This is a genomic window from Mesorhizobium sp. M7A.F.Ca.CA.001.04.2.1 (assembly GCF_003998485.1).
GTDB classification, from domain to species: domain Bacteria; phylum Pseudomonadota; class Alphaproteobacteria; order Rhizobiales; family Rhizobiaceae; genus Mesorhizobium; species Mesorhizobium ciceri.
Genome location: NZ_RZQT01000018.1, coordinates 49240 through 75207 on the forward strand (window position 1 = coordinate 49240; position 25968 = coordinate 75207).

Annotated in this window: 23 protein-coding genes; 13 read left to right on the plus strand and 10 right to left on the minus strand. The window is 62.7% G+C overall.

What is annotated here, in order from left to right; genetic code table 11:
* Position 1: 1 nt before the first annotated feature.
* The 4 genes from EN955_RS08585 to EN955_RS08600 all read left to right on the plus strand — a co-directional run bounded on the left by EN955_RS08585 (position 2) and on the right by EN955_RS08600 (position 3529).
* The gene (locus tag EN955_RS08585) at positions 2-301 is read left to right on the plus strand and encodes a GNAT family N-acetyltransferase (protein WP_013529296.1); all 300 of its coding nucleotides are present in this window, start codon (positions 2-4) and stop codon (positions 299-301) included.
* A gap of 140 nt (positions 302-441) precedes the next feature.
* A complete protein-coding gene (locus tag EN955_RS08590; protein ID WP_013529297.1) occupies positions 442-1500 on the plus strand; it encodes a dipeptidase in 1059 nt (352 codons plus the stop codon).
* Positions 1501-1598: 98 nt separating this feature from the next.
* Entirely contained in the window at positions 1599-2909 is a 1311-nt protein-coding gene (locus EN955_RS08595; protein WP_024503020.1) for a flavin monoamine oxidase family protein, read from the plus strand.
* A gap of 209 nt (positions 2910-3118) precedes the next feature.
* Positions 3119-3529, plus strand: coding sequence for a hypothetical protein (locus EN955_RS08600; RefSeq protein WP_024503021.1), 411 nt, complete (start codon positions 3119-3121; stop codon positions 3527-3529).
* A 113-nt stretch (positions 3530-3642) separates the two neighbouring features.
* Here the strand turns inward: EN955_RS08600 and EN955_RS08605 are convergent, their stop codons facing one another.
* Positions 3643-5730 (minus strand): ATP-binding protein, encoded by a 2088-nt coding sequence (locus EN955_RS08605; RefSeq protein ID WP_024503022.1) that lies wholly within the window; start codon positions 5728-5730, stop codon positions 3643-3645.
* Positions 5731-5797: 67 nt separating this feature from the next.
* Entirely contained in the window at positions 5798-6523 is a 726-nt protein-coding gene (locus EN955_RS08610) for a response regulator transcription factor (protein ID WP_024503023.1), read from the minus strand.
* Between the two features lie 94 nt (positions 6524-6617).
* Between EN955_RS08610 and EN955_RS08615 the strand changes: the two genes are divergently transcribed.
* Complete coding sequence (locus EN955_RS08615; RefSeq protein ID WP_013529302.1) at positions 6618-7319, plus strand: response regulator transcription factor; 702 nt, start codon at positions 6618-6620, stop codon at positions 7317-7319.
* A 72-nt stretch (positions 7320-7391) separates the two neighbouring features.
* On the opposite strand, the gene EN955_RS08620 is transcribed toward EN955_RS08615, so the two are convergent.
* Both EN955_RS08620 and EN955_RS08625 read right to left on the minus strand, forming a co-directional pair.
* On the minus strand, positions 7392-7559 hold the full coding sequence (locus tag EN955_RS08620; protein ID WP_081714257.1) for a hypothetical protein: 168 nt from the start codon (positions 7557-7559) through the stop codon (positions 7392-7394).
* A gap of 42 nt (positions 7560-7601) precedes the next feature.
* Positions 7602-7934: a hypothetical protein gene (locus EN955_RS08625; protein WP_024503024.1), complete on the minus strand. Its 333-nt coding sequence runs from the start codon at positions 7932-7934 to the stop codon at positions 7602-7604.
* Positions 7935-8287: 353 nt separating this feature from the next.
* On the opposite strand from EN955_RS08625, the gene EN955_RS08630 reads away from it, so the two are divergent.
* Positions 8288-8743 (plus strand): L,D-transpeptidase, encoded by a 456-nt coding sequence (locus EN955_RS08630; protein WP_013529305.1) that lies wholly within the window; start codon positions 8288-8290, stop codon positions 8741-8743.
* A 195-nt stretch (positions 8744-8938) separates the two neighbouring features.
* Here EN955_RS08630 and EN955_RS08635 read toward each other — a convergent pair whose 3' ends face one another.
* Positions 8939-12022: an efflux RND transporter permease subunit gene (locus EN955_RS08635; protein ID WP_013529306.1), complete on the minus strand. Its 3084-nt coding sequence runs from the start codon at positions 12020-12022 to the stop codon at positions 8939-8941.
* On the minus strand, positions 12019-13350 hold the full coding sequence (locus EN955_RS08640) for an efflux RND transporter periplasmic adaptor subunit (RefSeq protein WP_013529307.1): 1332 nt from the start codon (positions 13348-13350) through the stop codon (positions 12019-12021). The genes EN955_RS08635 and EN955_RS08640 overlap by 4 nt, the downstream gene beginning before the upstream one ends.
* Positions 13351-13495: 145 nt before the next feature.
* On the opposite strand from EN955_RS08640, the gene EN955_RS08645 reads away from it, so the two are divergent.
* Together EN955_RS08645 and EN955_RS08650 are read left to right on the plus strand one after the other, a co-directional pair.
* Entirely contained in the window at positions 13496-14029 is a 534-nt protein-coding gene (locus EN955_RS08645; RefSeq protein ID WP_024503025.1) for a TetR/AcrR family transcriptional regulator, read from the plus strand.
* Between the two features lie 124 nt (positions 14030-14153).
* Complete coding sequence (locus tag EN955_RS08650; RefSeq protein ID WP_024503026.1) at positions 14154-15755, plus strand: inorganic phosphate transporter; 1602 nt, start codon at positions 14154-14156, stop codon at positions 15753-15755.
* Between the two features lie 291 nt (positions 15756-16046).
* Here EN955_RS08650 and EN955_RS08655 read toward each other — a convergent pair whose 3' ends face one another.
* The 3 genes from EN955_RS08655 to EN955_RS08665 form a co-directional block, all read right to left on the minus strand.
* A complete protein-coding gene (locus tag EN955_RS08655) occupies positions 16047-16973 on the minus strand; it encodes an IS110 family transposase (RefSeq protein ID WP_032899107.1) in 927 nt (308 codons plus the stop codon).
* A 325-nt stretch (positions 16974-17298) separates the two neighbouring features.
* Complete coding sequence (locus EN955_RS08660; protein WP_024503027.1) at positions 17299-18459, minus strand: patatin-like phospholipase family protein; 1161 nt, start codon at positions 18457-18459, stop codon at positions 17299-17301.
* A 47-nt stretch (positions 18460-18506) separates the two neighbouring features.
* Positions 18507-19253 (minus strand): acetoacetate decarboxylase, encoded by a 747-nt coding sequence (locus EN955_RS08665; protein ID WP_024503028.1) that lies wholly within the window; start codon positions 19251-19253, stop codon positions 18507-18509.
* Positions 19254-19476: 223 nt separating this feature from the next.
* Here EN955_RS08665 and EN955_RS08670 point away from each other — a divergent pair, with 223 nt between their 5' ends.
* Positions 19477-20265, plus strand: coding sequence for a 3-hydroxybutyrate dehydrogenase (locus EN955_RS08670; protein WP_024503029.1), 789 nt, complete (start codon positions 19477-19479; stop codon positions 20263-20265).
* A 38-nt stretch (positions 20266-20303) separates the two neighbouring features.
* Here EN955_RS08670 and EN955_RS08675 read toward each other — a convergent pair whose 3' ends face one another.
* Positions 20304-21203, minus strand: coding sequence for a hypothetical protein (locus EN955_RS08675; RefSeq protein WP_024503030.1), 900 nt, complete (start codon positions 21201-21203; stop codon positions 20304-20306).
* Between the two features lie 365 nt (positions 21204-21568).
* On the opposite strand from EN955_RS08675, the gene EN955_RS08680 reads away from it, so the two are divergent.
* The 4 genes from EN955_RS08680 to EN955_RS08695 form a co-directional block, all read left to right on the plus strand.
* A complete protein-coding gene (locus EN955_RS08680) occupies positions 21569-22897 on the plus strand; it encodes an NAD(P)H-dependent oxidoreductase (protein WP_024503031.1) in 1329 nt (442 codons plus the stop codon).
* A 2-nt stretch (positions 22898-22899) separates the two neighbouring features.
* Positions 22900-23928: a thiamine pyrophosphate-dependent dehydrogenase E1 component subunit alpha gene (locus EN955_RS08685; RefSeq protein WP_024503032.1), complete on the plus strand. Its 1029-nt coding sequence runs from the start codon at positions 22900-22902 to the stop codon at positions 23926-23928.
* The gene (locus tag EN955_RS08690; RefSeq protein ID WP_024503033.1) at positions 23928-24926 is read left to right on the plus strand and encodes an alpha-ketoacid dehydrogenase subunit beta; all 999 of its coding nucleotides are present in this window, start codon (positions 23928-23930) and stop codon (positions 24924-24926) included. Before EN955_RS08685 ends, EN955_RS08690 begins: the two co-directional genes overlap by 1 nt.
* Before the next feature lie 3 nt (positions 24927-24929).
* The coding region (locus tag EN955_RS08695) for a dihydrolipoamide acetyltransferase family protein (RefSeq protein ID WP_164766254.1) at positions 24930-25968 on the plus strand (1039 nt) is incomplete at its 3' end.

The window sequence follows — 25968 nt, forward strand, 5'->3', positions numbered from 1 at the left end:
AATGCCTGACCAACTGCCTGAGATCGAACTTGAGGATCGCGGTTCCAAGGGCCGCTACGTCCTGCGTGGACCCGATGGCGCCGAGGCCGAGATGACTTTCACCAAGATCGGTGAGCACCAGATCATCATCGACCACACCGAAGTGCCGGACGTCTTTCGCGGCCAGGGTGCCGGGCTTCGGCTTGTCACCCGCGCCGTCGAGGATGCGCGTGCGGCGGGCAAGAAGATCATCCCGCTCTGCCCGTTCGCCAACGCCCAGTTCCGCCGCCATCAGGAATGGGCCGACGTGCTGAAGCGGTAGGGATTCGTTGCTTGGAAACGGCGCGGCAAGCGGCTGCCATCCCACCGGGGCGGCTTTGGCATTTGCGCGGGTGGCGCATCCTGCCTAAGTAGATAGGATATATCTTAGCCGCGCCGACAAACGAACCGAATGATCCCCCAATGACCGAAACCGATCTCGTTCCCGTCTTCGACGGCCACAACGATACGTTGCTCAGACTCCATCAGTCGAAAGACACGGACGTCGAAAAACTGTTCATCGAGGGGAAATCGGGCGGCCATATCGACCTGCCACGCGCGAAAGCCGGCGGCTTCGCCGGGGGCATGTTCGCCATCTTTCCGCCGCCTGTCGAGAAATCCAGGCGCGGCGCCGTGCCCCTGGCGCCGGGCGCCGCCGAACCGCTGCCGCCCGAGGTTCCGCGCAATGAGGCGCTGACCTCGACCATCGCGATGGCCTCGATCCTGTTCAGGCTGGAACGGGCCGGAGCGCTCACCGTCTGCCGCAGCGCCGGCGATGTGCGCAATGCCATGGCGCAAGGGTCGATCGCCGCGGTGTTCCACATCGAAGGGGTCGAGGCGATCGATCCCGAGCTCACCATGCTCGACGTGCTGCATGAAGCCGGCCTGCGCTCGCTCGGCATCGTCTGGAGCCGTCCGAACGCCTTTGGCCACGGCGTGCCGTTCCGCTTCCCGTCTTCGCCCGACACCGGCCCTGGCCTGACCGATGCCGGCAAGGCGCTGGTCAAGGCCTGCAACCAGTTGAAGATCATGATCGACCTGTCGCATCTCAACGAGAAGGGCTTTCGCGATGTCGCCGCACTCAGCGATGCGCCGCTGGTGGCGACCCATTCCAACGTGCACGCGATCTGCGGCCATTCGCGTAACTTGACCGACTGGCAGCTCGGCGCGATCCGCGAAACCGGCGGCATGGTCGGGCTGAACTTCGCAACCGGCTTCCTGCGCGAGGACGGTCGCATGAATGCCGACACCAGCCTCGATATCATGGTGCGCCATATCGATTCGCTGCTGCAGGCGCTGGGTGAGGACGGCGTTGGTCTTGGCTCCGATTTCGACGGCGCCATGATCCCGGCCGTCATCGGCGATGTCGCCGGCCTGCCGAAGCTGATCGATGCATTGGCGGCACGCGGTTTCGGCCGCGCGCTGATCGAAAAAATCGCCTATCGCAACTGGCTCAATATGCTCGAGAAAACGATAGGTTAGAGACAGCCTGCGGCATGGTGTGTTCGGCCCGCCGGCATATGTCGACAAGGACATAGTTCGTCGGTGGAAGCCGGATACGATTGGGTGGATAGCCGGCAATGCTGAAGACCTTCACGGATGAGGGCGGCGAATTCGAGCGAACCGATGTCGTCATCGTCGGTGCGGGTTTCACCGGCCTGTCGGCGGCGCTTGAGATGAAGAAGGCCGGCATCGATTTCATCCTGCTCGAAGCACGCGACCGCGTCGGCGGACGCGTCGAGTCCCGACTGAACGGACTTGGCGAACGCATCGATAGTGGTGGCCAGTTCCTGTGCGAGGACATGCCGGAATTGATGGCCATGGTCGAGGCGCGCGGCAAGACGCTGGTTGAAACCTATGTCGATGGCGACTTCATCACCCAGCCGACGATGTCCGCACAACGAGCTGAGCGGACCTATCATGCCGCGATGGCGATCCGCGAGCGCATGAACGGGATCGATCCGGACGATGCCTCGATTGCCGGACTGACCGTCGCCGACTGGCTTGCCTGCCAGCACGATTCGGCCGATGCAAGGGTGGCGTTCCGTTCGATGATCGAAGGTCTCTGGTGCATGGCGCTGGACCAGATTCCTCTCTGGTATTTGATCGACAATGACCGGCGGGTCACCAACGAGGTGACGGAACTGCAATATTCTGTGCGCGAAACCATGCATTCGCTGGCCGACGATCTGGCCCGCGACCTTGGCGATCGGTTGCGGCTAAGCGAGCCGGTCACGCGCATCGAGCACAGTTCGCCAGGTGTTCTTGTCGTTTCGGCCGGGGGTGCCGTCGAGGCGCGCACGGTTCTGGTTGCCGTCCCGCCGGCGAAGGTGACGGAGCTCGCCTTTGCCCCCGCTTTGCCGGCCGGACTGGGGCGGGCACTCGGCGCCTGGGAAAGCGGCGCGGCTATCAAGATCCTGGTGCGCTATGCCAAACCGTTTTGGCGGGCGCGGGATTTGAGCGGCATGGTGATGTGGCTCGAGCCGCCGGGGCTGTTTGCCTGCGACGCCGGCAAGGATGCGGAGCATGCGGCGCTCGTCGTGTTCGCCGGCGGCTCGCTCGCGCTGCGTTGGCGCGACCTCGGCGAGGCGGAACTGCGTGCGGAGGTGACCGGCCGGCTGGAGGCAGCCCTTGGTCCGGATGCCGGTGACGTCATCGATTTCAGTTTGCGTGACTGGACAGGAGATCGCTGGAGCGGCGGCGCGTACAGCGATCTTATTGTCGATGTTACAGCGACAGACGCCGAGCGAACGATCCTTGCCGGCGCACCGCCGGTGTATCTCGTCTCTTCAGAACTCTCGCCATCGTTTCCGGGGTATGTCGAGGGCGCCATCATTGCCGGGCGCATCGCCGCGCACAAGATCATTGCCGAGCTTCAAGCTCCGGGCTGAGCCTGATCTTTTCGAAAGACTGTTCGGTAAGATCGGTCAAGTTGCGCCTCGAGCCTCGGCGCCGTCGAAGCCATGCCCGATTTTGCCCGACTTCGCCCCAATGTTGTTTCGAATTCGTTACAGTGCCAATCCTTCGCCACCCCATCACCGTTACAAAGCGCGGATAAGTTCATTTCGCCGCCAAAAGAAACTCAGCGAAGGGGAAGGTAATGCATGCGAAAATCCAGACGATCCGCGGCGAGAGCCGCCTTCAGGCTCCAGAGCGCAATGACCGCCGTCCGAAACTGGCGCTGCGCCAGCGGGCCAGCGACCACCCCATGGCGATGTTCATGGTGCTGGCTGCTTGCGCCTTCGTCGGCATGGCGTTCACGCCGACAATCGGGCCGGCCTTCGCTTCGTTGAATCCGCCGGCCAATCTCATCGACGGCGCGCAGACGACGACCAGGACCGCGCGTCTGCCGGTGCCGGTGACCGACTTCGCCTGCAAGGGCCAGGCCTGGGGTGCCGAGAGCATGGATTGCCTGCGCGCCATCGCCGAACAGTCCGGAACACACAAAAGCCGGGCGATCCGCATGATCGCCAATGCCGCGCCGTTGACCGGCACGCCGAATATTTTCTGATTTCCGTCGAAGCATGGTCCCGAAAACCGTTCCCGTTTTGTGGATCATGCTCTGACCTCCCCGAGCGCCCTCCAGTGCGCTCCTTTTGGCTCCCGCCCCCGGGAGCCTCTTTTTTATCCTTTCAAGGCCGCCTGTTCGGCGATGGCGGAGAGCACGCTGCGCACATCCAGCGTGCTGAACGGCTTTTCCAGAATCTGCGGTCGCTGCTGCGCCGGCAAGGCTTCGATTTCGGCTTTGGCACCGATCAGGTCTCCGGTGACCAGCACGAAACGCCGCGCCAAAACGGGCTTTTCGGCGAGCAGCTCACGATAGATCGATATGCCGCTGACGCCGGGCATGCGCAGGTCCGAAAAAACGATGTCCGGCGGCATATGGCCGCTCAAGGTGGCGGCGGCCGATTCCCAGACCGGCACGATCCGCGACTTGATGCCCATCAGTTCGAGGATGTCGGAGAGTGACCCGGCGACATCCGGCTCGTCGTCGATGATCAAGGCATGGCGCAGGCCGCTCGATCGCGGCTGGTTGTCGCCGGCGGTGGCGAGGCCGGCCACGATGGCCGGCAGCTGGACGACGAAACGCGCGCCTCTCGGGAGCACTTCCTCGAACCAGACATTGCCATTGTGCCGCTCGATGATCGATTTCGAGATCGACAGGCCGATGCCGGTGCCGACGCCGACCGGCTTGGTGGTGAAATAGGATTCGAAGATGCGGCCGCGGATCGCTTCCGGCACGCCGGGCCCATTGTCCTCGACCGAGAAGCAGGGATGATCCCGGTCGCTGCGGAACGTCCGCACCTTGATCAGCCGGTCGCCGGCAATGCCAGCCAAAGCGTGCTGGCTGTTGATGAGGAAATTGGCCGCCACCTGCGTCACATGGTCGGCGTCGGCCATGGCCAGCAGCGGGCCTGCGGCGAAATCGGTGTCGATGATGATGCCGCTTGAGCGCGCGCCATAGGCGGTCACTTCAAGTGCCGCCCGGATCACCTGGTTGAGGTCGGTCTCGGCTTGTGCCGCGGGATGGAGGCGGACCATCGACAGGAAGCTCTTGACGATGCGGCCGCAGCGCTCGGCGGCCGCGCGGACCTTTTCGGCGCGCACCTTGGTTTGCGGATCGGAGGCGAATTCGTGCAGCAGCGTCGATTGCGCCACAACCACGGCCAGCGGGTTGTTGAGCTCGTGCGACACACCGGCCAGCAACGAACCCATGGCCGCCATCTTCTCGTTCTGGTGCAGCTTCTCGCGTTGCCGGCCGATTTCCTCCTCGGCGCGCAATTTGTCGCGCAGGTCGCGGATGGAGCCGAAGATCAGGCGGCGGTCGGCAACCCGCATCTCGGTGGCCGTCAGCTCGATCGGGAACACTTCGCCGGCGGCATTCTGGGTCACCGTCTCGAGCCGCTGGCCGACCATCGGCGCGCCGCGGCCGGACATGTATTCGGCTCCTGAGGCATAGCCCTTGCGGTAGTAGATCGGCACGATCGTATCGAGCAGGTCCTTGCCGAGGATGTCGCTGCGCTGGAAGCCGAACATCTTCTCGGCGGCCGGATTGAATTCGATGATCGAGCCGGTCTCGTCGATGACGACAATGGCGTCGAGCGAGGCCTGCAGCATGGTGCGGCGAATGACCTCGCTGGCGTGGGCGTCGGAGGGCGAGCGCTCTATGGCGTCGCCGATGGCCAGCGCGATGATGTGCAGCGTCGCCTCTTCCTCGTCGGTCCATGCACGCTCGTTGATGCAGTCATTGACCGCCAGCGTGCCCCAGAGATGGCCGTGCGCGAAGACCGAGACCGAGAGGAACGATTTGATGTTCTGCTTCTCGAAATCGGTCCTCAGAAAGCCTTCGAGGTCGCGCGTATGACCGGCGAAGATCTTGCCTTGCCTCTCGTCCTCGGCAAGCCGCTCCAGCAGCGGGTCGGAATTGACGATCGATTGCATGATGACGGTCGGTGATGCCAGTTCGCCGCCGAAAAGAGGGTCGATCCAGTAGGCGGCGACGGATTGGGCGAAGCCCTGGCCGGGCAGTTCGCGCAAGCGAAACAGGATGCCGCGCTGGCAATCCATGGCCCGGCAGAGCGTTTCCAGTATGCCGTCCATCTCGCGCTGCCAGTCGCCGGCCTCGCGCAGCCGGCGAACGACGCGCACGGCCGCCATCGCCGCGCCCTGCCGGAACCCTTGCATATCGGTGCTTGCTGCTTCAGCGATCATCTTGTGCTGTCATTCCGGAGTCGCGCCAATTCGGCCGGCGAGCAACCACATCCTTCTGGCCCGGTGCTCAGTTGCCGTCGCCGGCCGGCAGCGAGAAGATATAGCCCTCGCCGCGCACCGTGCGCAGGAATTTCGGATTGGCGGGATCGGCCTCGATCTTTTTGCGCAGCCGCATGATGCGAATGTCGACCGCGCGTGACGATTCCGGATCTTCGGTGAAACCGATCGCCTCGGAGATAGCGGCGCGGGTCAGCAGCCGGTTGGCGCGGGTGAGGAAAATCTCCAGCACGTCGAACTCGCTCTTGGCCATGTCGATCACCACGCCATTGGCGCCGGTGACCAGCCTGCCGTCGAGATCGGCCTGGAAGGGGCCGAAGGCAACGGAACGGCGATCCGCCCCGGCCCTCTTGTCCTGCAGCTCTTTGGGCTGGGGAACCCGGCGCAACACGCTGCGCACCCTGGCCAGCACCTCGCGCAATTCGTAAGGCTTGACGATGTAGTCGTCGGCACCGAGTTCCAGCCCGACAATGCGGTCGAGCGCGGTGCCGGCCGCGGTCGCATAGATGATGCCGATCGGCAGTTTCGAACGCAGCCAGCGGCCAAGCGAGAGGCCGTCCTCGCCGGGCATGGCGATGTCGAGAATGGCAAGATGAAACGACTGCGTTTCAACGAGGCTGCGCGCGGCGGCCGCACTTTCAGCGGTGGCCACGTCATATCCGGCGGCGCCAAGGTATTCGGCGACAGCGTCCCTCAGGTCGGGCTCATCCTCGACGATGACAATTCTTGCCCGCACGATGCTTTCGCTCCCACTTTCAGTGGAAAGTAGATTGGGTATAAACATCATGTCCAGCACTCATATCGGGGTTGCCAGGGAACGGTTGGAAAACATGGCCGCACGATCCGTCATTGCGCTCGTTTCGGTAGCCGAAGTGGTCGCGACCGAACTCGCCGACCATCTTGAACGGCGCGGCCATGACGTGCATCAGGCACGCCAGCCCTGGGAGGCCGAATCGCTGCTGTCGGGAAAGGGCATCGACGTCGTCGTCGTCGGCGACAGCCTCAGCCAGGCGGAGGGGCGAGACCTGCTCAGACGTTATGGCGGCCAAGGAGGAGGCGGTGAGGGCGGACCGGATTTCATTCTGATCTGCCGCCCGGCCGATCTTGTCGACAAGGTGCTGGCGCTGGAGCTTGGTGCGGCCGACGTCGTCGAGAGCCCGCTCAATGTCCGTGAACTGGCCGCCCGTGTCGGCGGCCTGCTTTCGCGCCGCGGCAGGGGCACCCAGGAGCTGATCGTGCTGGAGAACGCGACCGTCGATCTGAGATCGGCGATGGTCATGCATCGCTCCGGCACGGAGGAACAGCTTTCGCCCGGTCAGGTGGCGCTGCTCAGGCTGTTCCTGGCCAGTCCGCGCAAGGTTTTGACGCGCGACGACATCATCGCCGCGGCGCCGGCCGAAAACGCCGATGCCTTCGATCGCTCGATCGATTCGCGCATCGTGCGGCTGCGCCGCAAACTCGACACCGAAACCATCACCACCATACGCGGCGCCGGCTACCGGTTCGATCCGCCGCGGCAATTCGCGGACTGATTGCCGGGCACTGACGCAGTCTCTGGTTTCGGGCATCGGATTTTCCATCTCCGGCCCCGGCGCTCTTGGCGCTCAGCGTACCAGCAGAAGCGATGGACCCACCGGCATGTCACTGCCCATGGTCAGCTCGCCAGCGTGGGCGCGGTCCCTGAGCAGCACGGTGGCAAGGCCGGCAAAGCCGAGCAGGCCCTGGGCGTAAAGCAGTGCGGAAAGCACCGAAACGGCAAATTTCGTTTTCATCGTACCAATCCAATTCCCCAAAATGGTTTGTTGCGGGTCGCTTCAGGATACCCCCGAAGCGCCCGCGCCGCCCACGGAACCCCCCGTCTCGGCGCGGGCCTTCGGTCCTCTCGGCAGCAAGTTGCCGGAGGCGCCGCGCAAACCCGTCAGCCTAAGGCCGACCCGCCAGAGGGCCTTTAGCCGGGCGATGCGCAGGCTGGAAACAATCCAGACCGTGGCGAAAAACAGTGCGGCGTGCAGGGTCGAAATCTCGCCTGAAGTCATTGCGCCGAGGCTTGTCAGCGGGGTGCCGGCAACCGTGCCGACGCCGCCGATGACCGCTGCCGCGATGCTGATCCTGAAAAGCCAGGACAGCGCGTTCGATTTCGTTCCCATGTTCGTTACCGGCTGTTTTCGTTGCGTCAACTTTGCTTGCGGCCCGTATCCGGATCATGCCGCTTGAAACCTCGCTTTGTTGCAGTTCGGTTTCGAGATCTACGGCGGTCCTTTCGAATACTGCTAATTCGCACTTTCGTTTAGCGACGGATACCCATGTTCCTGACCTTGGTCTTGCTAGGGTCTCGCTGGCGGGCCACCGACGGCTCTAATGGGGTTGGCGTTTGTTAACCAGTGGAAACAGATTCGAAACACAAATGAGCATTTTGCGAAATCTCTCCGAAACATGACGTTGGGATAAGCAGCCATCGAATTGGAGCCGGCTGGACCGGCAGAGAGAGGGGATTTTCTTCATGCATACCGCCATTTCCGCCAAGCTCATCAACATCGCCGCCGCCGCGCTGACCGGTGCCGCACTGCTGTTCGGCTCGGGCGCCGCGCATGCCGCCAACAAGATCGTGGCGCGCGTTTCGCTTTCGCAGCAGATCATGGAAGTCTCCGTCGACGGCCGGCCGACCTTCGCCTGGAAAGTCTCCACCGGCGACCGGGCCCATGTGACGCCGACCGGCTCGTTCAAGCCGACCCGCATGCATGAAATGTGGTATTCGAAGAAATACGACAACGCCCCGATGCCGCACTCGGTCTTCTTCAGCGGCGGCTATGCGGTGCACGCGACCTATGCGATCAAGCGCCTCGGCCAGCCGGCTTCGCATGGCTGCGTGCGGCTGCACCCCGACAACGCCGCCGATTTCTACCAGCTCGTCGAAACCTTCGGGGCGACCAACACCAGCATCGTCATCGTCAAGTAGCAGGCTGGAAACGGTGGCGTGGCAGCATGCTGCCGCGCCTCAAAGCTCCCTCCGGAAACGCTGCGGTATTGCGTACAGTTCAAACCGGCGGTATCGAGCCCAGCCAAAAAGAAAAGAGGCCGGGAATTTCCCGGCCTCTTTTCTTTTGTTTCCATCGATTCCCGCACATTTCTGGGCGGGACTCCCTAGACCGTCCTAGCTCGGCAGTGCCGGCATCAGCTTGGGGTCCGGCTTTTCCGCCAGATGAGGCAGGTCCTTGCTGGCGATGAAGGTGTAGAACATGGGCACGACGAAGAGCGTGAACATGGTGCCGACCAGGATGCCGGTGAAGATGACCAGGCCCATCGAATAGCGGGCCGCGGCACCAGCGCCGCTGGACGTGATCAGCGGCACAACGCCGAGCGCCATCGCCGCCGTCGTCATCAGGATCGGCCGCAGGCGCACCTTGGCCGAGGCGATGATGGCATCGCGCCGCCGCATGCCATGCTTTTCACGCTGCTGGTTGGCGAACTCGACCAGCAGGATGCCGTGCTTGGTTATCAGACCGATCAGTGTGATCAGGCCGACCTGCGTGTAGATGTTGAGCGTGCCGAGGCCCAGATTGAGCGGCACGATCGCGCCGAAGATCGATAACGGCACCGCCATCATGATGATCAGCGGGTCACGGAAGCTTTCAAACTGCGCCGCCAGCACCAGATAGATGACGACAACTGCGGCCGCGAAAGCGATCAGGATGGTGTTGCCCTGTTCCTTTTCCTGTCGCGATTGACCGGAATAATCGATGAAGAACGTGTCGGGCAGGCTCTCCTTGGCGATGTCCTCCAGCGCCTTCAGCCCGTCGCCAGTGGTGACGCCGGGCAACGGAAGCGCCGAAATCGTCGACGAATTCAGCTGGTTGAACTGCTCGATCGCCGCCGGCGCCGCATTGGTCGAAATCTTGACCACCGCCGATAGCGGCACCATCTCGCCGGTCACGCTGCGTACGAAATATTCGCCGAGCTTGTCGGGGTCGTCGCGGAACTCCTGCGGCACCTGCGGGATGATGTCGTAGCTGTTGGAATCGCGGTCGAACTGCGCCACTTCGGCGCCGCCGACCAGCAAGGTCAGCGTGCGGCCGATATCGGCGATCGGCAGGTTCAGCGCGGCGGCGCGGTCGCGGTCGATGGTCACCGTCACCTCCGGTGCGTCATAGGCCATCGAATTCTGCACGACGATGAAGCGGCCGGAGGCCTGCGCCTTGTTCTTGATCTGCTCGGCCACCTCGTACACTTCCGAGGAAGCGCCGGTCGATCGCACCACCATGGAAATGGGCAGGCCGCCGCCGGAGCCCGGCAGCGTCGGCGGTGCGAAGACGAAGGCCTCGACACCGGCCACTTTGGCGATACGGGCCGTAATGTCAGCCTGCAGTTCCTTCGAATTGCGCTTGCGTTCCGCCCAGTCCTTGAAGGCATAGCCGACGAAGGCGCTGTTTGTCGTGCCGCCGAAGGCGACGGCCGAGAACTGCGCCCGTGTTTCGGGAATATCCTTCACCAGGCCGAGGATCTGGTTGACGTATGTCTCGGTGTAATCGGACGTCGCATAACGCGGCGCCGTCACAATCGAGAGCAGAAAGCCCTGGTCCTCTTCCGGCGCAAGTTCGCTCGAGGTCTTGGTGAACATGAAGCCGGTGACGCCGACAAGCGCAAGCACGATGATCAGCGTCAACGGGCGATAGTTCAGCGATCCGGTGACGGCGCGTTCATAGACATGCTCGACGCGCGCGAAGGTGCCGTCGACAATGCGCTGGAAACGGCCCGGCGTGCCGGACTTCAAGAGGCGTGCCGACATCATCGGGGTGATGGTGATGGCGATGACACCCGACAGCACCACCGAGCCGGCGAGCGTGACCGCGAATTCACGGAACAGCGCGCCGGTCAGGCCGCCGGTAAATGCCAGGGGTGCGAACACGGCGGCCAGCGTCATGGTCATGGCAACGATGGCTGATGCGATTTCGCGCATACCGCTGAACGCAGCCTGCATCGGCGACATGTGATCTTCTTCCATGTGACGATGGATGTTCTCCACCACCACGATGGCGTCGTCGACGACCAGGCCGATCGCCAGCACCATGGCCAGCAGCGACAGAAGGTTGATCGAGTAGCCAACCGCGAACAAAAGGAAGCAGACGCCGATCAGCGACAACGGGATGGTGATGATCGGCATCATCACCGACCGGAAGGAGCCAAGGAACAGAAGGATGACGACGACGACGATGGCAACCGCCTCGCCGATGGTCTTGAACACCTCTTCAATCGAGGCGCTGATCTGCCCGGTCGCGTCGTAGACGACCTCGATCGTCATGCCTTTCGGCAGTGTCTCCTGAATCTGCGGCACCAGCTTGGTGAGCGCAGCCGCCGTGGTCAGCGGATTGGCCGCCGGCGTCGGGAAGATGGCGAGGAAGGTGCCTGGCTTGCCGTTGAACGAGACCCTGGTATCGGTGTTCTCGGCGGCGAGTTCGACGCGAGCCACGTCGCGCAACCGCACCACATTGCCGTCGGTCGAGCGCAGCGGCAGCTCGGCGAATGCCTCCGGCGTCTGCAATGTCGAGCGCACGGTGATCGAGGAGACGACATACTCGTTCTGGGTGTTGCCAGGCGCCGACAGGAAGTTGGAATTGTTGATCGCCGTCAGCAGTTCGGAGGCGGTCACGCCGCGCGCCGCAAGTTTGACCGGATCGATCCAGACGCGCATCGAGTATTCCTGGGCGCCGAAGATCTGCACGTCGGCGACGCCTTCGACCGTCGACATGCGCGGTCTGATGACGCGCTCGATATACTCCGTCAGCTGCTCCTTCGTCATGTTCGGATTCTGCATCGAGATGTACATCATCGCGAACTGCTGGCCGGTGCCCTTGACGATGACAGGGTCCTTCGACGCGTCCGGCAAAGTGCCGCGCACGCCCTGGACCTTGGACAGAACTTCGGTCAGCGCGACGTCGGGGTTCGAGCCGAGCTTCATCTGCACCGTCACGGTGCTGGAGGACGGGCGGCTGGACGAGGTGACGTAGTCGATGTTTTCGGTCGACGCGACGGCGCGGGCGATCGGGGCGGAAATGAAGCCCTGGATCAGATCGGCGCTGGCGCCTGGATAGGCCGTGGTGATCGTGATGGCCGTTTCATCGACCTTCGGATACTGCCGGATCGACAGATTGAAGATGCCCTGGAAACCCAGGAGCAGGATCATGCAAGCAAGGACCGTCGAAAGAACAGGCCGGCGAATGAAGAGATCTGAAAAGCTCATTGCTGGTCGGCCTGCTTGTTCGCCGATTTGGTCGGGTCGATGGTGTTGTCCACAACGACGGACATGCCGTTGAAGAGGCGGTTCTGACCGGCGGTGACGACCTCGTCGCCGGCCTTCAGCCCCTCGACGATCTCGACCATGCCTTGATTGCGGCGGCCGGGCTTGACGAACACCTGCGACAGCACGAGCGCGGGCTTGTCACCTTCCGCCGCCGGCTTGGCCCCATCGGCAGCCTTATCAGTTGGCTTTGCCGCATCGGCGGCAGGCTTGGCTGCATCAGCCGCCGGCTTCATGGCATCGGCCGGCTTGGTGTCCGCAGGCTTGGCGTCAGCCGATTTGTCGGCTGCCGGCGCAGCGGGTTTTTCCTCCGGCTTGGCAGCTGGCGCTGTCTCGGCGGGCTTGGCTGGCTGCACCACGAAGATGTAGTCGCCATAGAGACTTGTCGTCAGCGCCGTCTGCGGCAGGGTCAGCACGTTCTGCTCTTCGGGCAGCTCGACACGCACCTGCACGAACTGGCCGGGGGTCAGCTTGCCATCGGGATTGGCGACTTCCGCCCGGATGTTCACCAGCCGGCTGGACGAGTCGATCTTCGGGTCTATGCCACGAATGGCGCCTGCGAATGGCCTGTCCTCGCCGCCAAAGCCCAATCGAATCGTCTGGCCGATCTTGAGCAAGGCGAGTTGCTGTTCGGGAACCGTGAAATCGACCCGCATCGTGTCGAGGTCCTGCAATGTCACCACGGCGGTGCCGGGCGCCAGATACTGGCCGACATCGATCTTCGGGATACCCACCGTGCCGCCGAAAGGCGCCGTCAGCTGCTTCTGGTCGAGCACGGCCTGCAGCTTGGTGACTTGGGATGCCGAGGCCGAGGCCGCCGCACGCGCCGTGTCCAGCGTCGAGTCGGAGCCAACGCCACGCCTGGTCAGTTCGATGGCGCGGGCAAGTGAGGTCTGGTCTAGCGCGGCTTGCGCCTTCTGTGCATCGAGGTCGGCGCGCTCGACGGCGTCATCGAGTTGCAGCAGAACCGCATTGTCCGCCACCTTCTGGTTGGCATGGAAAAGGATGTCCTTGACGATACCGGTAGTCTCGACCGTCAGGTCGACACCGCGCACCGCCTTGACCGTGCCGATCGCCTCGACGCCTGGCGTCCAGGCCGAAGGCTTGGCGATGGTCGTCGAAACGGTTGCCGCCGGCGGCTTCATCGATGCGAAGTACTGCTTGATGCCGTTGTCGCGCAGGAAGTTGAAGCCGACGATGCCGCCGACCACGACGACGAGCAGGGCCAGAACCAGAACAATGATAAAGATACGGAGTATGCGCTTGAACAAGGAAGTCCCCTCAGTCGAAATCCGGCGCGAAGCGCGGATATCGGGACACATACCGACTGCGGGTCCCGATTTCAAATAATGGCGGTCTTCCTGTACCGTCTGGACGGTCTTGTCAATTGGGCCTAAGCTTGCGATGGGAGGCACCATGAGAGCCCAAAGACCGAATTCGCGCGAGAAGATTCTCGCCGCGGCGGCTGATGTTGCCCGGGAATCCGGACCAGGCAGCCTGTCGCTGGATGCCGTCGCCAGCCGTGCCGGCGTGTCGAAGGGAGGGCTCCTCTACAATTTCCCGACCAAGGCCAAATTGATGCAAGGTTTGGTCGAAGGCTATCTGCGCGAGTTCGAGCACGCGCTGGAAGCCGCCAGCACAAATGACAAGGACGAAAATCCCCTGGCCGTCTACATCAGGCTGTCGGCCAATGATTGCGAGGAAAAGCAGCCGTCGGCGTCCTGGATCTTCTCGGCCATCGCCGAGGATCCCGATTTCATGATGCCGATAAAGACCTTCAAGCGGCAGCTTTTCGAGCGGCTGAAGGGCGAGACGCCGGATCTCAAATCGCTGTTGATCTGCTATCTCGCCATCGAGGGATTGCGCAGCATGAACCTCTTCGATTCGGATGTCCTGTCGAAAGACGAGCGCCAGTTGTTGGTATCGTCCCTGCTCGAGATTGCCAAATAGGCGCCGCCCACCCGCTTTTCGGCGGGCCTGTTCGTGAACGCGGCGTTCGCCGGCGTCACACAGGGTTCATCGTGCGGACATAGCGTCTTCCCAGTTCTTTGCTGCAATGCATCTGGAGTGGGACATGGTGGACATAGTTTCTAGCGAGGCGGGCATTCCGAGACCGGATCATCCGCTGGATCAATCGGGCAGCGCGAAGTGGTTCCTGCCGGCCTTCGGCGTGCTGGTGCTCGTCGGCATCGCCTATGTCGGCTACGCGCTCAGCCAGGATCTTGCGGTGGCCAAGACCGTGCCGTGGATCCTGCTTGGCATCGCCTTGCTGATCGCGCTCGGCTTCGAGTTCGTCAACGGCTTCCATGACACCGCCAATGCAGTGGCGACGGTTATCTACACGCGCTCGATGCCGGCCGAATTCGCCGTCATGTGGTCGGGCGCCTTCAATTTCCTGGGGGTTCTCACCTCCAGCGGCGCGGTCGCTTTCGGCATCCTGTCGCTGCTGCCGGTCGAGCTGATCCTGCAGGTCGGCTCGTCCTCGGGCTTCGCCATGGTGTTCGCGCTGCTTGTGGCGGCGATCCTGTGGAATCTCGGCACCTGGTTCCTCGGACTGCCGGCGTCGAGCTCGCACACGATGGTCGGTTCGATCATCGGCGTCGGCCTTGCCAATCAGTTCATGGCGCCCGCCGGCAGCGCCACCAGCGGCGTCGACTGGTCGCAGGCGACCAATGTCGGCGTCACCCTGCTGGTGTCGCCGATCATCGGCTTCTTCGCCGCGGCGATCCTGCTCTATGTAATGAAGCTGCTGGTGCGCAATCCGGCGCTCTACGAGGCGCCGAAGGGCAACACGCCGCCGCCATGGTGGATCCGTGGCCTGCTCATCTTCACCTGCACCGGCGTCAGCTTTGCGCATGGCTCCAATGACGGACAGAAGGGCATGGGCCTGATCATGCTGATCCTGATCGGCGTCGTGCCGACGGCCTATGCGCTGAACCGCACCCCCGACATCAACTATCTCGAAGCCTACAAGTCTGCTTCGGTCAGCGTCGAAACGGCGCTGGGCAAATATGCCAAGCCCGGCGTCACCGTCACCGATGCCAAGGCAGCCGTCCAGGATGCCGTGCGCACCAGGACATGGAGCGACCAGACGACGGTTGCGCTGCAGACCTACATCCACAACACGACGGCTGGCCTGCAGCCCTATGCCTCGGTCGAGACGGTGCCGACCGATCTGGTCAGCAACGCCCGCAACGACATCTATTTGATCGGCGAAGCGCTCAAGCTGATCGACAAGAAGCAGCTGCTGCCGATGGAGGCGGCCGATCTGAAAGCGGTCACCGACTATCACAAGGCCGTCGACAACGCGACGAAGTTCATCCCGATCTGGGTGAAGGTCGCCGTCGCGCTGGCGCTCGGCCTCGGCACCATGGTCGGCTGGAAACGCATCGTCGTCACGGTCGGCGAGAAGATCGGCAAGAGCCATCTGACCTACGGCCAGGGTGCGGCGGCCGAACTCGTGGCGATGGTGACCATCGGCATGGCCGATCGGCTGGGACTGCCGGTGTCGACGACCCATGTGCTGTCGTCGGGCGTTGCCGGAACGATGGCGGCGAACGGTTCGGGGCTGCAATGGGCGACGGTGCGCAATCTGCTGCTTGCCTGGGTGCTGACGCTGCCGTGCTCGATCACGCTGGCCTTCGTGCTGTTCATCATCTTCCGCCAGGTGTTCTGAGCCGAGCGTATAAGCGTCCAAAGAAAAGGCAGCGCCGGGTGACCGGCGCTGCCTTTTTTCTTTAAGTGAGCACTGCGTTCAAGGGGCGAAGACGTATTCGTTTCTGTTGACGTGGAACATGCCTAGGAAATTGGCCGAAACGCCTTTCGCTTCGTCATCCTGTGGCGGAGCAAGGAGCGAAGCGACGCGGCGCAGACCATAGGATCCATGCCGCGACTCCTGAGCGTTGCCGCGGTGCAGAATTCTGCTCCGCTGCACTCCGTGGCAAAGATCACGGCATGGCAACTGTGTTCATGCGAATGCTTTTTTGTCTCGGATGATGGCATTGAGGACGACGAGGAGCTTCCTTGCGACGGCAATGATGGCGAGCTTCTTTGACCCTGATCGGGCTGCGATGGCGCTGTAGAAAGCTCGGAAGCGATCACAGGCTCGGATGGCGCCCAGTGCTGCCATGTAGAGGGCACGGCGCACGCGCGGTCGGCCACCCTGGATCTGACTCCTGCGATTGAGCTTGCCGCTCTTGTTGTCGAAGGGGGCAAGGCCGGCGAGTGCTGTGATCGACTTGGGTGAACGCTGGCCGAGCTCGGGCAGGTGGGCCAGCAGAGAGAGCGCGGTGATCTTGGAGACACCGGGCACGGAGACCATCAGCGCGTTGTCGCGGGCAGTATCCTCGACTTGACGAATGGTTTCGGCGATCCGGCTCTCGAGCGCCTTGATGCGTGTGTTGAAGCTGGCGATCAGCTCTTCGAGTTCGGCCATGACGATCTCGTCGAAGGCATCGGCGCGCTGCTTCTTCAACGTTGCCCTGATATCGACCAGTTGGTCGCGGTGGCGGGCAAGCGATTGAAGGTGCTCACCTTCTTCGCGCGGCACCGGCTCGGCTTCAGGGTGGTAGCGACGACCGTAGCCGCTCAGCATCCTGGCGTCGAGAGGATCGGTCTTGGCGCGCCGTGCCGTCGACTTCGCATAGTGGTGAGTGTGTGTCGGATTGTGCCGCGAGAACGACACGCCTGCCTTGGCCAGCCCATGACGCAGCAGCCGGTCATGGACCCCTGTTGCCTCCATGACGACAAAATCTCGGCCGGGGTGAAGGCCTGCCACATAGGCAGCGATCGCATCGGCTTGGTTGTCGATGCGCTGGCAACGGCTGCTTGCCTCATCAAAGAAATCGAGCCACTGCTTGGAGATGTCGCAGCCGACATAGTTCTGCATTATCATGTCCACGCCTCTTCCTGTGGTGCGGGGTCTGCTGCTGACAGCCCCGTGCAACTGTTCAGGTTGATGGTTCACCGGTGGGAAGGGACCGAGCCATGCCACGGCCTGTCCTCGAAAGGACGACCAGGATCCTGTCGGTCTCCTTCCCACCTCAACCATAGCATGGCAAAAACACACAGGATCCTAGGGTCTGCGCCGCGTCGCTTCGCTCCTTGCTTCGCCCTAGGATGACGAAGTTTGGAGGCGTCGGCCAATCTCGAGCGTCGGCGATGGCCGTTCAAAGGAATCCTGGCCAACAACGCTGAACCGTTGGGCATACCCGGCCTGGCTACGTCGGGTCTTCGCGATGCAGGTCATGGATGGCGACACCGTCGACATTGGTCGGCATCGTCAGCCACTCACGATGGCGCAAGGTGCGCTGCGTGTCCTCCAACCCTGTCTCCCAATGCTCGCGCATCGAGGTGCCTGAGAACTCATAGTCCTTGGCGTGACCCTCATAGCCTTTGTGCTGATAGATCAGGTGCACGATGTTGACGGTGCCGGCGTCCGAATAGTCCTCGATCAGCGCTTCCTCGGCCGGCGTCCGCAACTCCTTCGGCACCCGTTTCAGTGCATCGAGCAGGCGCATCTTGAGACCGTGGATGCGTTTGAAATTGTCAGTGTTTTGCCGTGTGCGGCTCGAATACATGATGTCCTTGTGGCGCGACAGCACGTCCGGCATGCTGCGCGGCAGGACGCCTCGCGCGCTGAACAGGTCGACCTGGAAAACCAGCGAGGAACGGTCCTCTTCCTGGTCGAGCAGATATTGCAGCGGCGTGTTGGAGACGATGCCGCCGTCCCAGTAATATTCGCCTTCGATGCGGATCGACGGGAACGCCGGCGGCAGCGCGCCGCTGGCCATGATGTGCTCCGGTTCGATGCGGACCTTGTCGGTGTCGAAATAGACGAAGTTGCCGGTCCGGACGTTGACCGCGCCGACGCTCAACCGCTTCTTGCCGTCGTTGAGGATGTCGAAGTCGATCAGGCTTTGCAGCGTCTCCTTCAGCTCGGCCGTGTCGTAGAAGCTGGTGGCGCCCTCGGCGCCGGGCTGCTCCATCCAGGGGTTAGGATTGCGCGGCTTGAAGAAGCCCGGCTGCCCCATGACCATGGTCATCCACGAACTGGTGCGATTGCGGATATCACGGTAGATGTCGCCTTCCGGCGTATAGGCCCAGATCTTGCGACCCGAAATCGTCTGCCAGAATTGCTCGAGGCGCTGCAGCCGGCGGCTCGACTCATTGCCGGCGATGATCGCCGCATTGATGGCGCCGATCGACACGCCGGAAAGCCAGCTCGGCTCGCAGCCGGCCTCTGCCAATGCCTGGTACACCCCAGCCTGGTAGGCGCCGAGCGCGCCGCCTCCCTGAAACACCAGCGCGACGCGGTCATACTGCGCCGAGATCTCCGCGATGGTGGCGGTGGCCTCCTTGTTGCGATTGCGTTCGAGCACGGCTTTGGTCTCCGACTTCTGTTTGGGCTCTGAAAGGCTTGTGCAGCTCAGGTGCGGTCGGCGAGATAATCGTGAACCACTTCGCCCAGCCCAAGCGTCAGGTCGGCGGTGAAGTGGACGGCGGATACGATGTCGAGCACCGGCAGCCGCGCCACGTCGGCCATGACGTGCGGCCGCAAATCGAGCGCGGCGGGCGCAGTCCAGGCTTCCTTCAGCGTGATGTCGGTGAGGTGGTAGCGGACCAGTTCGCAGATGCGCGGCGTGCCGTCGACATGCGGGACGATCTTGATCAGGAAATTGGGCGCGGCCAGCGAAGCGAGGACAGAGCCATGATCGGCTTCCTTGTGCTTGTAGCCCATCGTGCCGGTGGCGCACAGAACGCTGCCATAGTGCAGCGTGCCGACGATGACCTCGCCTTCATGCACGATCTTGGGATTGGCAAGCTTCTTGGGAAAGCCCCACAGTTCGCGGCCGCCGGCGATCGGCGCGTCGTCGTCGAGATACATCGAATGGACATAGGCGCCGTGCTGGCCCTTGTAGCGCACCGGGATGACCTGGCCGGTCTCGGTGTAGTCGCCGAAACCGGTCGAGTCAGGCATGCGGATGAATTCGTATTTGACCAGCGGCTCGTCGATCTCCAGCGGCTCCGGCACCACCGCCTGAAGCGCCTCACGCGTCGTGCGGTAGGTTATGATAACGTATTCGCGGTTGAAGAAACGGTACGGCCCGGGCGGAAAGGAGGGGTTGGTCAGCGGCATCGCATAGGCGCGCTTCACGACATCGGCGATCTGCAAGGCTGTAGCCCCATTCTGGTTCAGGAATGACTGCGCGAATGCGCTCCGGATTATGTTGCACGGCACCATGACAGTGCCGTGTCAGCCGCCTGACAGCCGCCCAAGGGGCCTGTCGACGGCCGTTTCAACCCTGTAATCGCACCGACATATGGCTATGGCACTGTCATGGTGCGGCGCACAAAGGCGGCCCCGTTCGTTCCCTCCCACCTCTTGCGAGATCATCATGGGTTTCCTGTCTTCGAAGAACGCCCTCGTCACCGGCTCGACCAGCGGCATCGGCCTGGCCATCGCCCGCGCCTTTGCCGCCGAAGGCGCCAATGTCACCATCAACGGCCTTGGCGATGCGGCTGCCATCGAGCAGGAGCGCACCGGCATCGAGAGGGATTTCGGCGTCAAGTGCCGCTATTCCGGTGCCAACATGATGGATGGCGCGGCGGTCAGCGCCATGGTGCATGAGGCCGAGGCTGCCTTCGGCAGTCTCGATATCCTGGTCAACAATGCCGGCATCCAGCATGTCGCGCCGATCGAGGAGTTTCCCGATGAAAAGTGGGAAGCCATCATCCGCATCAATCTGCTCGCCGCGTTCTACGCCATCAAGGCGGCACTGCCGGGCATGAAGGCGCGCAAATGGGGCCGTATCATCAACACCGCCTCGGCGCATGCTCTGGTCGCCTCGCCGTTCAAGTCGGCCTATGTGTCGGCCAAGCACGGCATTGCGGGCCTCACCAAGACGGTAGCGCTCGAAGCAGCGCTCGACGGCGTCACCGTCAATGCGATCGCGCCGGGCTATGTCTGGACGCCGCTGGTCGAAAGGCAGATTCCCGACACGATGAAGGCGCGCGGCATGACCGAGGAACAGGTCAAGCACGATGTGCTGCTCGCCGCCCAGCCGACCAAGGAATTCGTCACCGTCGACGAGCTCGCCGCGCTGACGCTGTTCCTGTGTTCGGACGCGGCCAGGCAGGTCACCGGCACCACCTTGCCGATGGACGGCGGCTGGACGGCACAGTAGCCGGCTATAGGCTGAGAGAGGCTATAGCCTGAGCTTGGTCAAAGTTCTTTGACGAGGCGGTTCTGATCGCCGTGCAGATAGGTGTCCCAAACATAGTTGGAGATCAGCCGCCGGTATTGCTGGGTGTTAATCGACTTCCGGTAACCAGCGCCGCCGATATGCAAAAAGGCGCTGCCCAACATCTGATGACCGGAGTCGGCCTCGCCGAGGTTCAGATGAGCCGTAGTGGCCGGCACATCCACGACATCGTTTTCGCCGAGCAGGCGATAGAGCCCAGCCCAATTGCCTCCGCCGGTGTCCATCCCGTGGATGAAGCGGGGGTGAAAGTCCATGTTCACGTTCTCCAGGGCGCTAAAGCGAAAGAAGCAGAACCCTGCCCACAAGAACCACGCTTGGTGATCCGAAGTTGACCGGCGCTTTGAGCCATAGACGACTTTTCCTTCCATCGCCGCGGGAATGTCCACGGGGATGATCGGAAAGCAGTCGTGATCCAGAAAGCCGAACAGCTCCGGCTGCATCGGCCGGATGATATTGTGGAAGATCCAGTTCATGGATGTTCCGTGCGACCGGTTAGGATGACGCTCCCAGTTTCGGGGCAAGCTGAAGTAGGCGACGCCTCGCGCTCGACAGATTTCCTCGATACGGGTGCGAGCCGATTGCTTTGAAGAGTTGTCGACAACGACCAGCGTCATTCCGGACGAATACAGCTCCCAGGAGCGCGCCATCGCGTCGATGACCCAAGGGGTATTGAAGGCAATGACAAAACAAAATCTCCGGCCACCGGTTCGCCGCACTTCGTCGGCGAATTTCAGGCCTTCCGCAACACCGCGTCCACGGAAGTTGCGTTCAATCAAGGCGTTTCGCAATGCCTTGGCTGCTCTGACAGTCCGGTTCTGGTTCAGCAGATCGATAAGGACCCTTCTCGGGTTCCAGCTCATACAATTCCCCCAGGCTCTAAATGAGCTGTGGCTTTATTAGGCTGAAGCCTGCTTTCTCACAAGTCAGGTGTGGAGGCGGCGCGTGCTCGAGCTCCGTAGGGCTCTCCACACTGGAGATGGCCGCCGTGATGGCGATCGTTACGGCGATGGACCGGTCTTCTCGTTCCGTGCGTCAGGAAACTCGTCGCCGCGCCTGCCTGTCGACATGCACTCCGATATGCAGCCGCCATTGCCTGGGGTCACCGCGCCTCCGCGAACGCGTGCCAAAAGGACATCGATTTTGGACATTAGTCTTGACAGAAATACAGATGTTCAATACGCGTCAGGCAATCGAACAAGCCTGCATTATGGGAGGAACGAGCGGTATGGCTTCCAATGTTTCGTTGACGGGTCTTGCCCGCGATCTCGAGGAACGCGCAAAGTCGGGCAAGCCTATCCGCATCGGCCTGATCGGCTCGGGCGAGATGGGAACCGACATCGTCACTCGTGTCGCCCATATGTCGGGCATCGAGATCGGCGCCATTTCCGAACTGAACCTGCCGGCTGCCAGCAAGGCCGTCGATATCGCTTTCCAGGAAACCGGGCATGCGCGCGAAGTGTCGAATGCTTCGGCTATGACGTCGGCGATGGAAGCCGGCAAGGTGGCGGTCACCAACGACGCCGACCTTGTCATCAACAATGATCTGATCGACGTCGTCATCGATGCCACCGGGGTTCCCGCCGTTGGCGCCGAGATCGGGCTGCGCGCCATGGAGCATGGCAAGCATCTGGTGATGATGAATGTCGAGGCCGACGTCACCATCGGCGCCTATCTGAAAAGCGAGGCCGACCGGCTCGGCGTCACCTATTCACTGGGCGCCGGCGATGAGCCGTCCTCCTGCATGGAGCTGATCGAGTTCGTCTCGGCCATGGGTCACCCGATCGTTGCCGCCGGCAAGGGCAAGAACAATCCGCTCAACATCGACGCCATTCCCCCGGACTATGAGGAGGAAGCCAAGCGCCGGCACATGAATGTCCGCATGCTGGTCGAATTCGTCGACGGCTCCAAGACCATGGTCGAGATGGCGGCAATCGCCAATGCCACCGGCCTGGTTCCAGACAAGGCTGGCATGCATGGCCCGGCGGCGACGCTTGGCGAACTGTCCAAGGTGCTGGTGCCGCAGAAGGATGGCGGCGTTCTGTCGAAGGTCGGCGTCGTCGACTATTCGATCGGCAAGGGTGTCGCGCCCGGCGTCTTCGTCGTTGCCGACATGTCGCATCCGCGCATCTCCGAGCGCATGGAAGATCTGAAGATGGGCAAAGGCCCGTATTTCACTTTCCATCGTCCCTATCACCTGACCTCGCTCGAGGTGCCGCTGACCTGCGCGCGCGTCGTGCTCTACGGCAAGGCCGACATGGTGCCGCTGGCCAAGCCGGTGGCCGAAGTCGCCGCCGTGGCCAAGAAGGACATGAAGCCCGGCGAGAAGCTCGATGCGATCGGCGAATATTGCTACCGCGCCTGGATCATGACGACGCCTGAGGCGCGCGCCGCCAAGGCCATTCCCTGCGGCCTGCTGCAGGGCGGCTCGGTCACCGCGCCGATCAAGAAGGGCGAACTCATAACCTATGCGAATGCAGCGCCCGCGGCGGGCTCCAAGATCGCCGAACTGCGCGCTCGCCAGGACAAGCTCGTCTATGGGACCGTGGGAGCGTGATCATGGCCACAGCCAGCAAAGCCGTCACTGACAGTCGCGCCAATCTGCCCTTCGTCTACCGCCAGTACAGCGCCGAGCAGCTCAAGCAGGTGCTCCACAAGATGTACCTGATCCGCCGCTTCGAAGAGGGCGCGGAAGAGTGCTACACGCGCGGTCTCATCCACGGCACCATGCATTTGTCGATCGGCCAGGAAGCCAGCGCCATGGGCATCTGCATGCCGCTTGCCGAGGATGACCAGATCACCTCGACGCATCGCGGCCATGGCCACTGCATTGCCAAGGGCGCCGAGGTCAAGCGCATGTTCGCCGAGTTCTTCGGTAAGACCACAGGCTATTGCAAGGGCCGTGGCGGCTCGATGCACATCGCCGATGTCGGGAAGGGCAATCTCGGCGCCAATGGCATCGTTGGTGGCGGCATTCCGATCGCGGTCGGTGCGGCGCTTTCCTCCAAGATGATGAAGACCGGCAAGGTCGTGGTCTCCTTCTTCGGCGATGGCGCCAACAATGAAGGCGCTTTCCACGAGGCGCTCAACATGGCGGCGGTCTGGAAGCTGCCTGTCATTTTCGTCTGCGAGAACAATGGCTACGGCATGTCGACATCGACAGCCCGCTCGACCGCGGTCAAGAACATCGCCGAGCGCGCCGCCGCCTATTCGATGCCGGGCGTCATCGTCAACGGCAACATCTTCTCCGAGGTCGCCGAGGCGTCTCATCAGGCTGTTGCCCGAGCCCGCGCCGGCGAGGGGCCGACGCTGATCGAGTCCAAGACCTACCGCCATCGCGGCCATTCCAAGAGCGACCGCAACCGCTATCGCACCAAGGAAGAGATCGAGGACTGGATGTCGAACCGCGATCCGATCACCCTGTTCGAAAGCGAGCTCAGGGAATTCGGCTTCATCGACGACAAGGGCATCGAGGCCATTCGCGATGCCGTGGCGCAAGAGATCGCCGAGGGCATCGAGTTCGCCAAGGCGAGCCCTTCGCCCGATATCAGCGAGACGGGAAATTACGTGTATACGGAGCAGGTGTGATGGACGCGATGGTGCGTGAACTGAGCTACGCCCAGGCGATCCAGGAAGCCATGGCGATCGCCATGGACATGGACGAACGCGTTTTCCTGATGGGCGAGGATATCGGCGTCTATGGCGGCGCCTTCCAGGTCACCGGCGACCTGGTCGAACGTTACGGCGCTGACCGCGTCATCGACACGCCGATTTCGGAACTGGGCGGCGCGGGCGTCGCGGTGGGCGCTGCCCTCACCGGCATGCGGCCGATCTTCGAGTTCCAGTTTTCCGATTTCGCCACGCTTGCCATGGAGCAGATCGTCAACCAGGCGGCCAAGATGCGCTTCATGCTGGGCGGCGAGGTTTCGGTTCCCGTGGTGATGCGCTTTCCCGCCGGTTCCGGCACCGGTGCGGCGGCTCAGCACAGCCAGAGCCTCGAAGCCTGGCTCGGCCATGTGCCGGGTCTGAAAGTCATCCAGCCGGCGACCCCCTATGATGCCAAGGGCATGCTTTTGGCGGCGGTCGCCGATCCCGATCCAGTCATGATCTTCGAGCACAAGGTGCTCTACAAGATGAAGGGCCCGGTGCCCGAAGGCTATTACACCGTGCCGATCGGCAAGGCCGATATCCGCCGCGAGGGCCGGGATCTCACCATCGTCGCCACCTCGATCATGGTGCAGAAGGCGCTCGACGCGGCGGCCGTGCTGGAGAGCGAAGGCATCGACGTCGAAGTCGTCGATCTCCGGACCATCCGGCCGATGGACAAGCAGACCGTCATCGACAGCGTCAAGAAGACGTCGCGGCTGCTATGCGTCTACGAAGCGGTCAAGACGCTGGGCATCGGCGCCGAGGTCAGCGCCATGATCGCCGAGAGCGAAGCGTTCGACTATCTCGACGCGCCGATCGTGCGGCTGGGCGGCGCCGAAACGCCGATCCCCTACAATCCGGAACTCGAGAAGGCGACGGTGCCGCAAATTCCGGACATCATCACCGCCGCGCGCGACCTCGTGAAAGGGGTCCGCTAGCCCATGCCGACCGAAGTCATTCTTCCCAAGGTCGACATGGACATGGCGACCGGACAGATCTCGCGCTGGTTTGCCGAGGAGGGCGCGCACGTCAAGAAGGGCGATGTGCTGTTCGAGATCGAGACCGACAAGGCGGCGATGGAAATCGATGCGCCGGCCAGCGGCGTGCTGCGCGATGTCACCGGCAAAGAGGGTGTCGATATTGCGGTCGGCGCTGCCGTGGCGTGGATCTATGCCGACGGTGAGGCCTATGGGGCTGATGCTGCTGCGGCAAAGGAGGACTTCGCGCCAATCTCCACACCCGCGGGGGAGATGTCGACGAAGTCGACAGAGGGGGGCGTTGTCGCGCCAACGTCTCATTCTGTCACGCACCCCTCTGCCCTGCCCTCTTTGCCGCCACTTGGCATCTCCCCCACAAGGGCGGAGATCGGCCAGTCGCCATCGGCCGGCCGTGCAACACCGCTTGCCCGGCGCCTGGCCCGTGAGGCCGGCCTGAACCTCTCGACCGTATCTGGCACCGGCCCGTATGGCCGGGTGGTGAGGGCCGATGTCGACGCGGCCATTGCCGGTGGCGGCGCCCAGACGGCGCCTGCCGCCAAGGCTCCGGCTGGCGTGCCGGCTGCTGCTCCTGCCGCACCGGTAAAGGCGATGTCGGACGATCAGGTCCTGAAACTGTTCGAACAGGGCTCCTACGACCTCGTCCCGCATGACAATATGCGCAAGACCATTGCGCGCCGCCTGGTCGAGGCCAAGACCACCATCCCGCATTTCTACCTGACGCTCGACTGCGAGCTCGATGCGCTGCTGGCGCTGCGCACGCAGATCAATGCGGCAGCCCCGGTGAAGAAGACCGACAAGGGTGATGCTCCGGCCTACAAGCTGTCGGTCAACGATATGGTGATCAAGGCGATGGCCATGGCGCTGAAGGCGGTGCCCGATGCCAATGCCTCGTGGACCGAAAGCGCCATGGTCAAGCACAGGCACGCCGATGTCGGCGTTGCCGTGTCGATCCCCGGCGGGCTGATCACACCGATCATCCGCA

Excerpts from the sequence above, each read along its gene's own strand:
- EN955_RS08585 (WP_013529296.1), top strand. The coding sequence starts at position 2 with ATGCCTGACCAACTGCCTGAGATCGAACTTGAGGATCGCGGTTCCAAG.
- EN955_RS08590 (WP_013529297.1), top strand. The coding sequence starts at position 442 with ATGACCGAAACCGATCTCGTTCCCGTCTTCGACGGCCACAACGATACG.
- EN955_RS08595 (WP_024503020.1), top strand. The coding sequence starts at position 1,599 with ATGCTGAAGACCTTCACGGATGAGGGCGGCGAATTCGAGCGAACCGAT.
- EN955_RS08600 (WP_024503021.1), top strand. The coding sequence starts at position 3,119 with ATGCATGCGAAAATCCAGACGATCCGCGGCGAGAGCCGCCTTCAGGCT.
- EN955_RS08605 (WP_024503022.1), bottom strand. The coding sequence starts at position 5,730 with ATGATCGCTGAAGCAGCAAGCACCGATATGCAAGGGTTCCGGCAGGGC.
- EN955_RS08615 (WP_013529302.1), top strand. The coding sequence starts at position 6,618 with ATGGCCGCACGATCCGTCATTGCGCTCGTTTCGGTAGCCGAAGTGGTC.
- EN955_RS08620 (WP_081714257.1), bottom strand. The coding sequence starts at position 7,559 with ATGAAAACGAAATTTGCCGTTTCGGTGCTTTCCGCACTGCTTTACGCC.
- EN955_RS08625 (WP_024503024.1), bottom strand. The coding sequence starts at position 7,934 with ATGGGAACGAAATCGAACGCGCTGTCCTGGCTTTTCAGGATCAGCATC.
- EN955_RS08630 (WP_013529305.1), top strand. The coding sequence starts at position 8,288 with ATGCATACCGCCATTTCCGCCAAGCTCATCAACATCGCCGCCGCCGCG.
- EN955_RS08635 (WP_013529306.1), bottom strand. The coding sequence starts at position 12,022 with ATGAGCTTTTCAGATCTCTTCATTCGCCGGCCTGTTCTTTCGACGGTC.
- EN955_RS08645 (WP_024503025.1), top strand. The coding sequence starts at position 13,496 with ATGAGAGCCCAAAGACCGAATTCGCGCGAGAAGATTCTCGCCGCGGCG.
- EN955_RS08650 (WP_024503026.1), top strand. The coding sequence starts at position 14,154 with ATGGTGGACATAGTTTCTAGCGAGGCGGGCATTCCGAGACCGGATCAT.
- EN955_RS08655 (WP_032899107.1), bottom strand. The coding sequence starts at position 16,973 with ATGATAATGCAGAACTATGTCGGCTGCGACATCTCCAAGCAGTGGCTC.
- EN955_RS08670 (WP_024503029.1), top strand. The coding sequence starts at position 19,477 with ATGGGTTTCCTGTCTTCGAAGAACGCCCTCGTCACCGGCTCGACCAGC.
- EN955_RS08675 (WP_024503030.1), bottom strand. The coding sequence starts at position 21,203 with ATGAGCTGGAACCCGAGAAGGGTCCTTATCGATCTGCTGAACCAGAAC.
- EN955_RS08680 (WP_024503031.1), top strand. The coding sequence starts at position 21,569 with ATGGCTTCCAATGTTTCGTTGACGGGTCTTGCCCGCGATCTCGAGGAA.
- EN955_RS08685 (WP_024503032.1), top strand. The coding sequence starts at position 22,900 with ATGGCCACAGCCAGCAAAGCCGTCACTGACAGTCGCGCCAATCTGCCC.
- EN955_RS08690 (WP_024503033.1), top strand. The coding sequence starts at position 23,928 with ATGGACGCGATGGTGCGTGAACTGAGCTACGCCCAGGCGATCCAGGAA.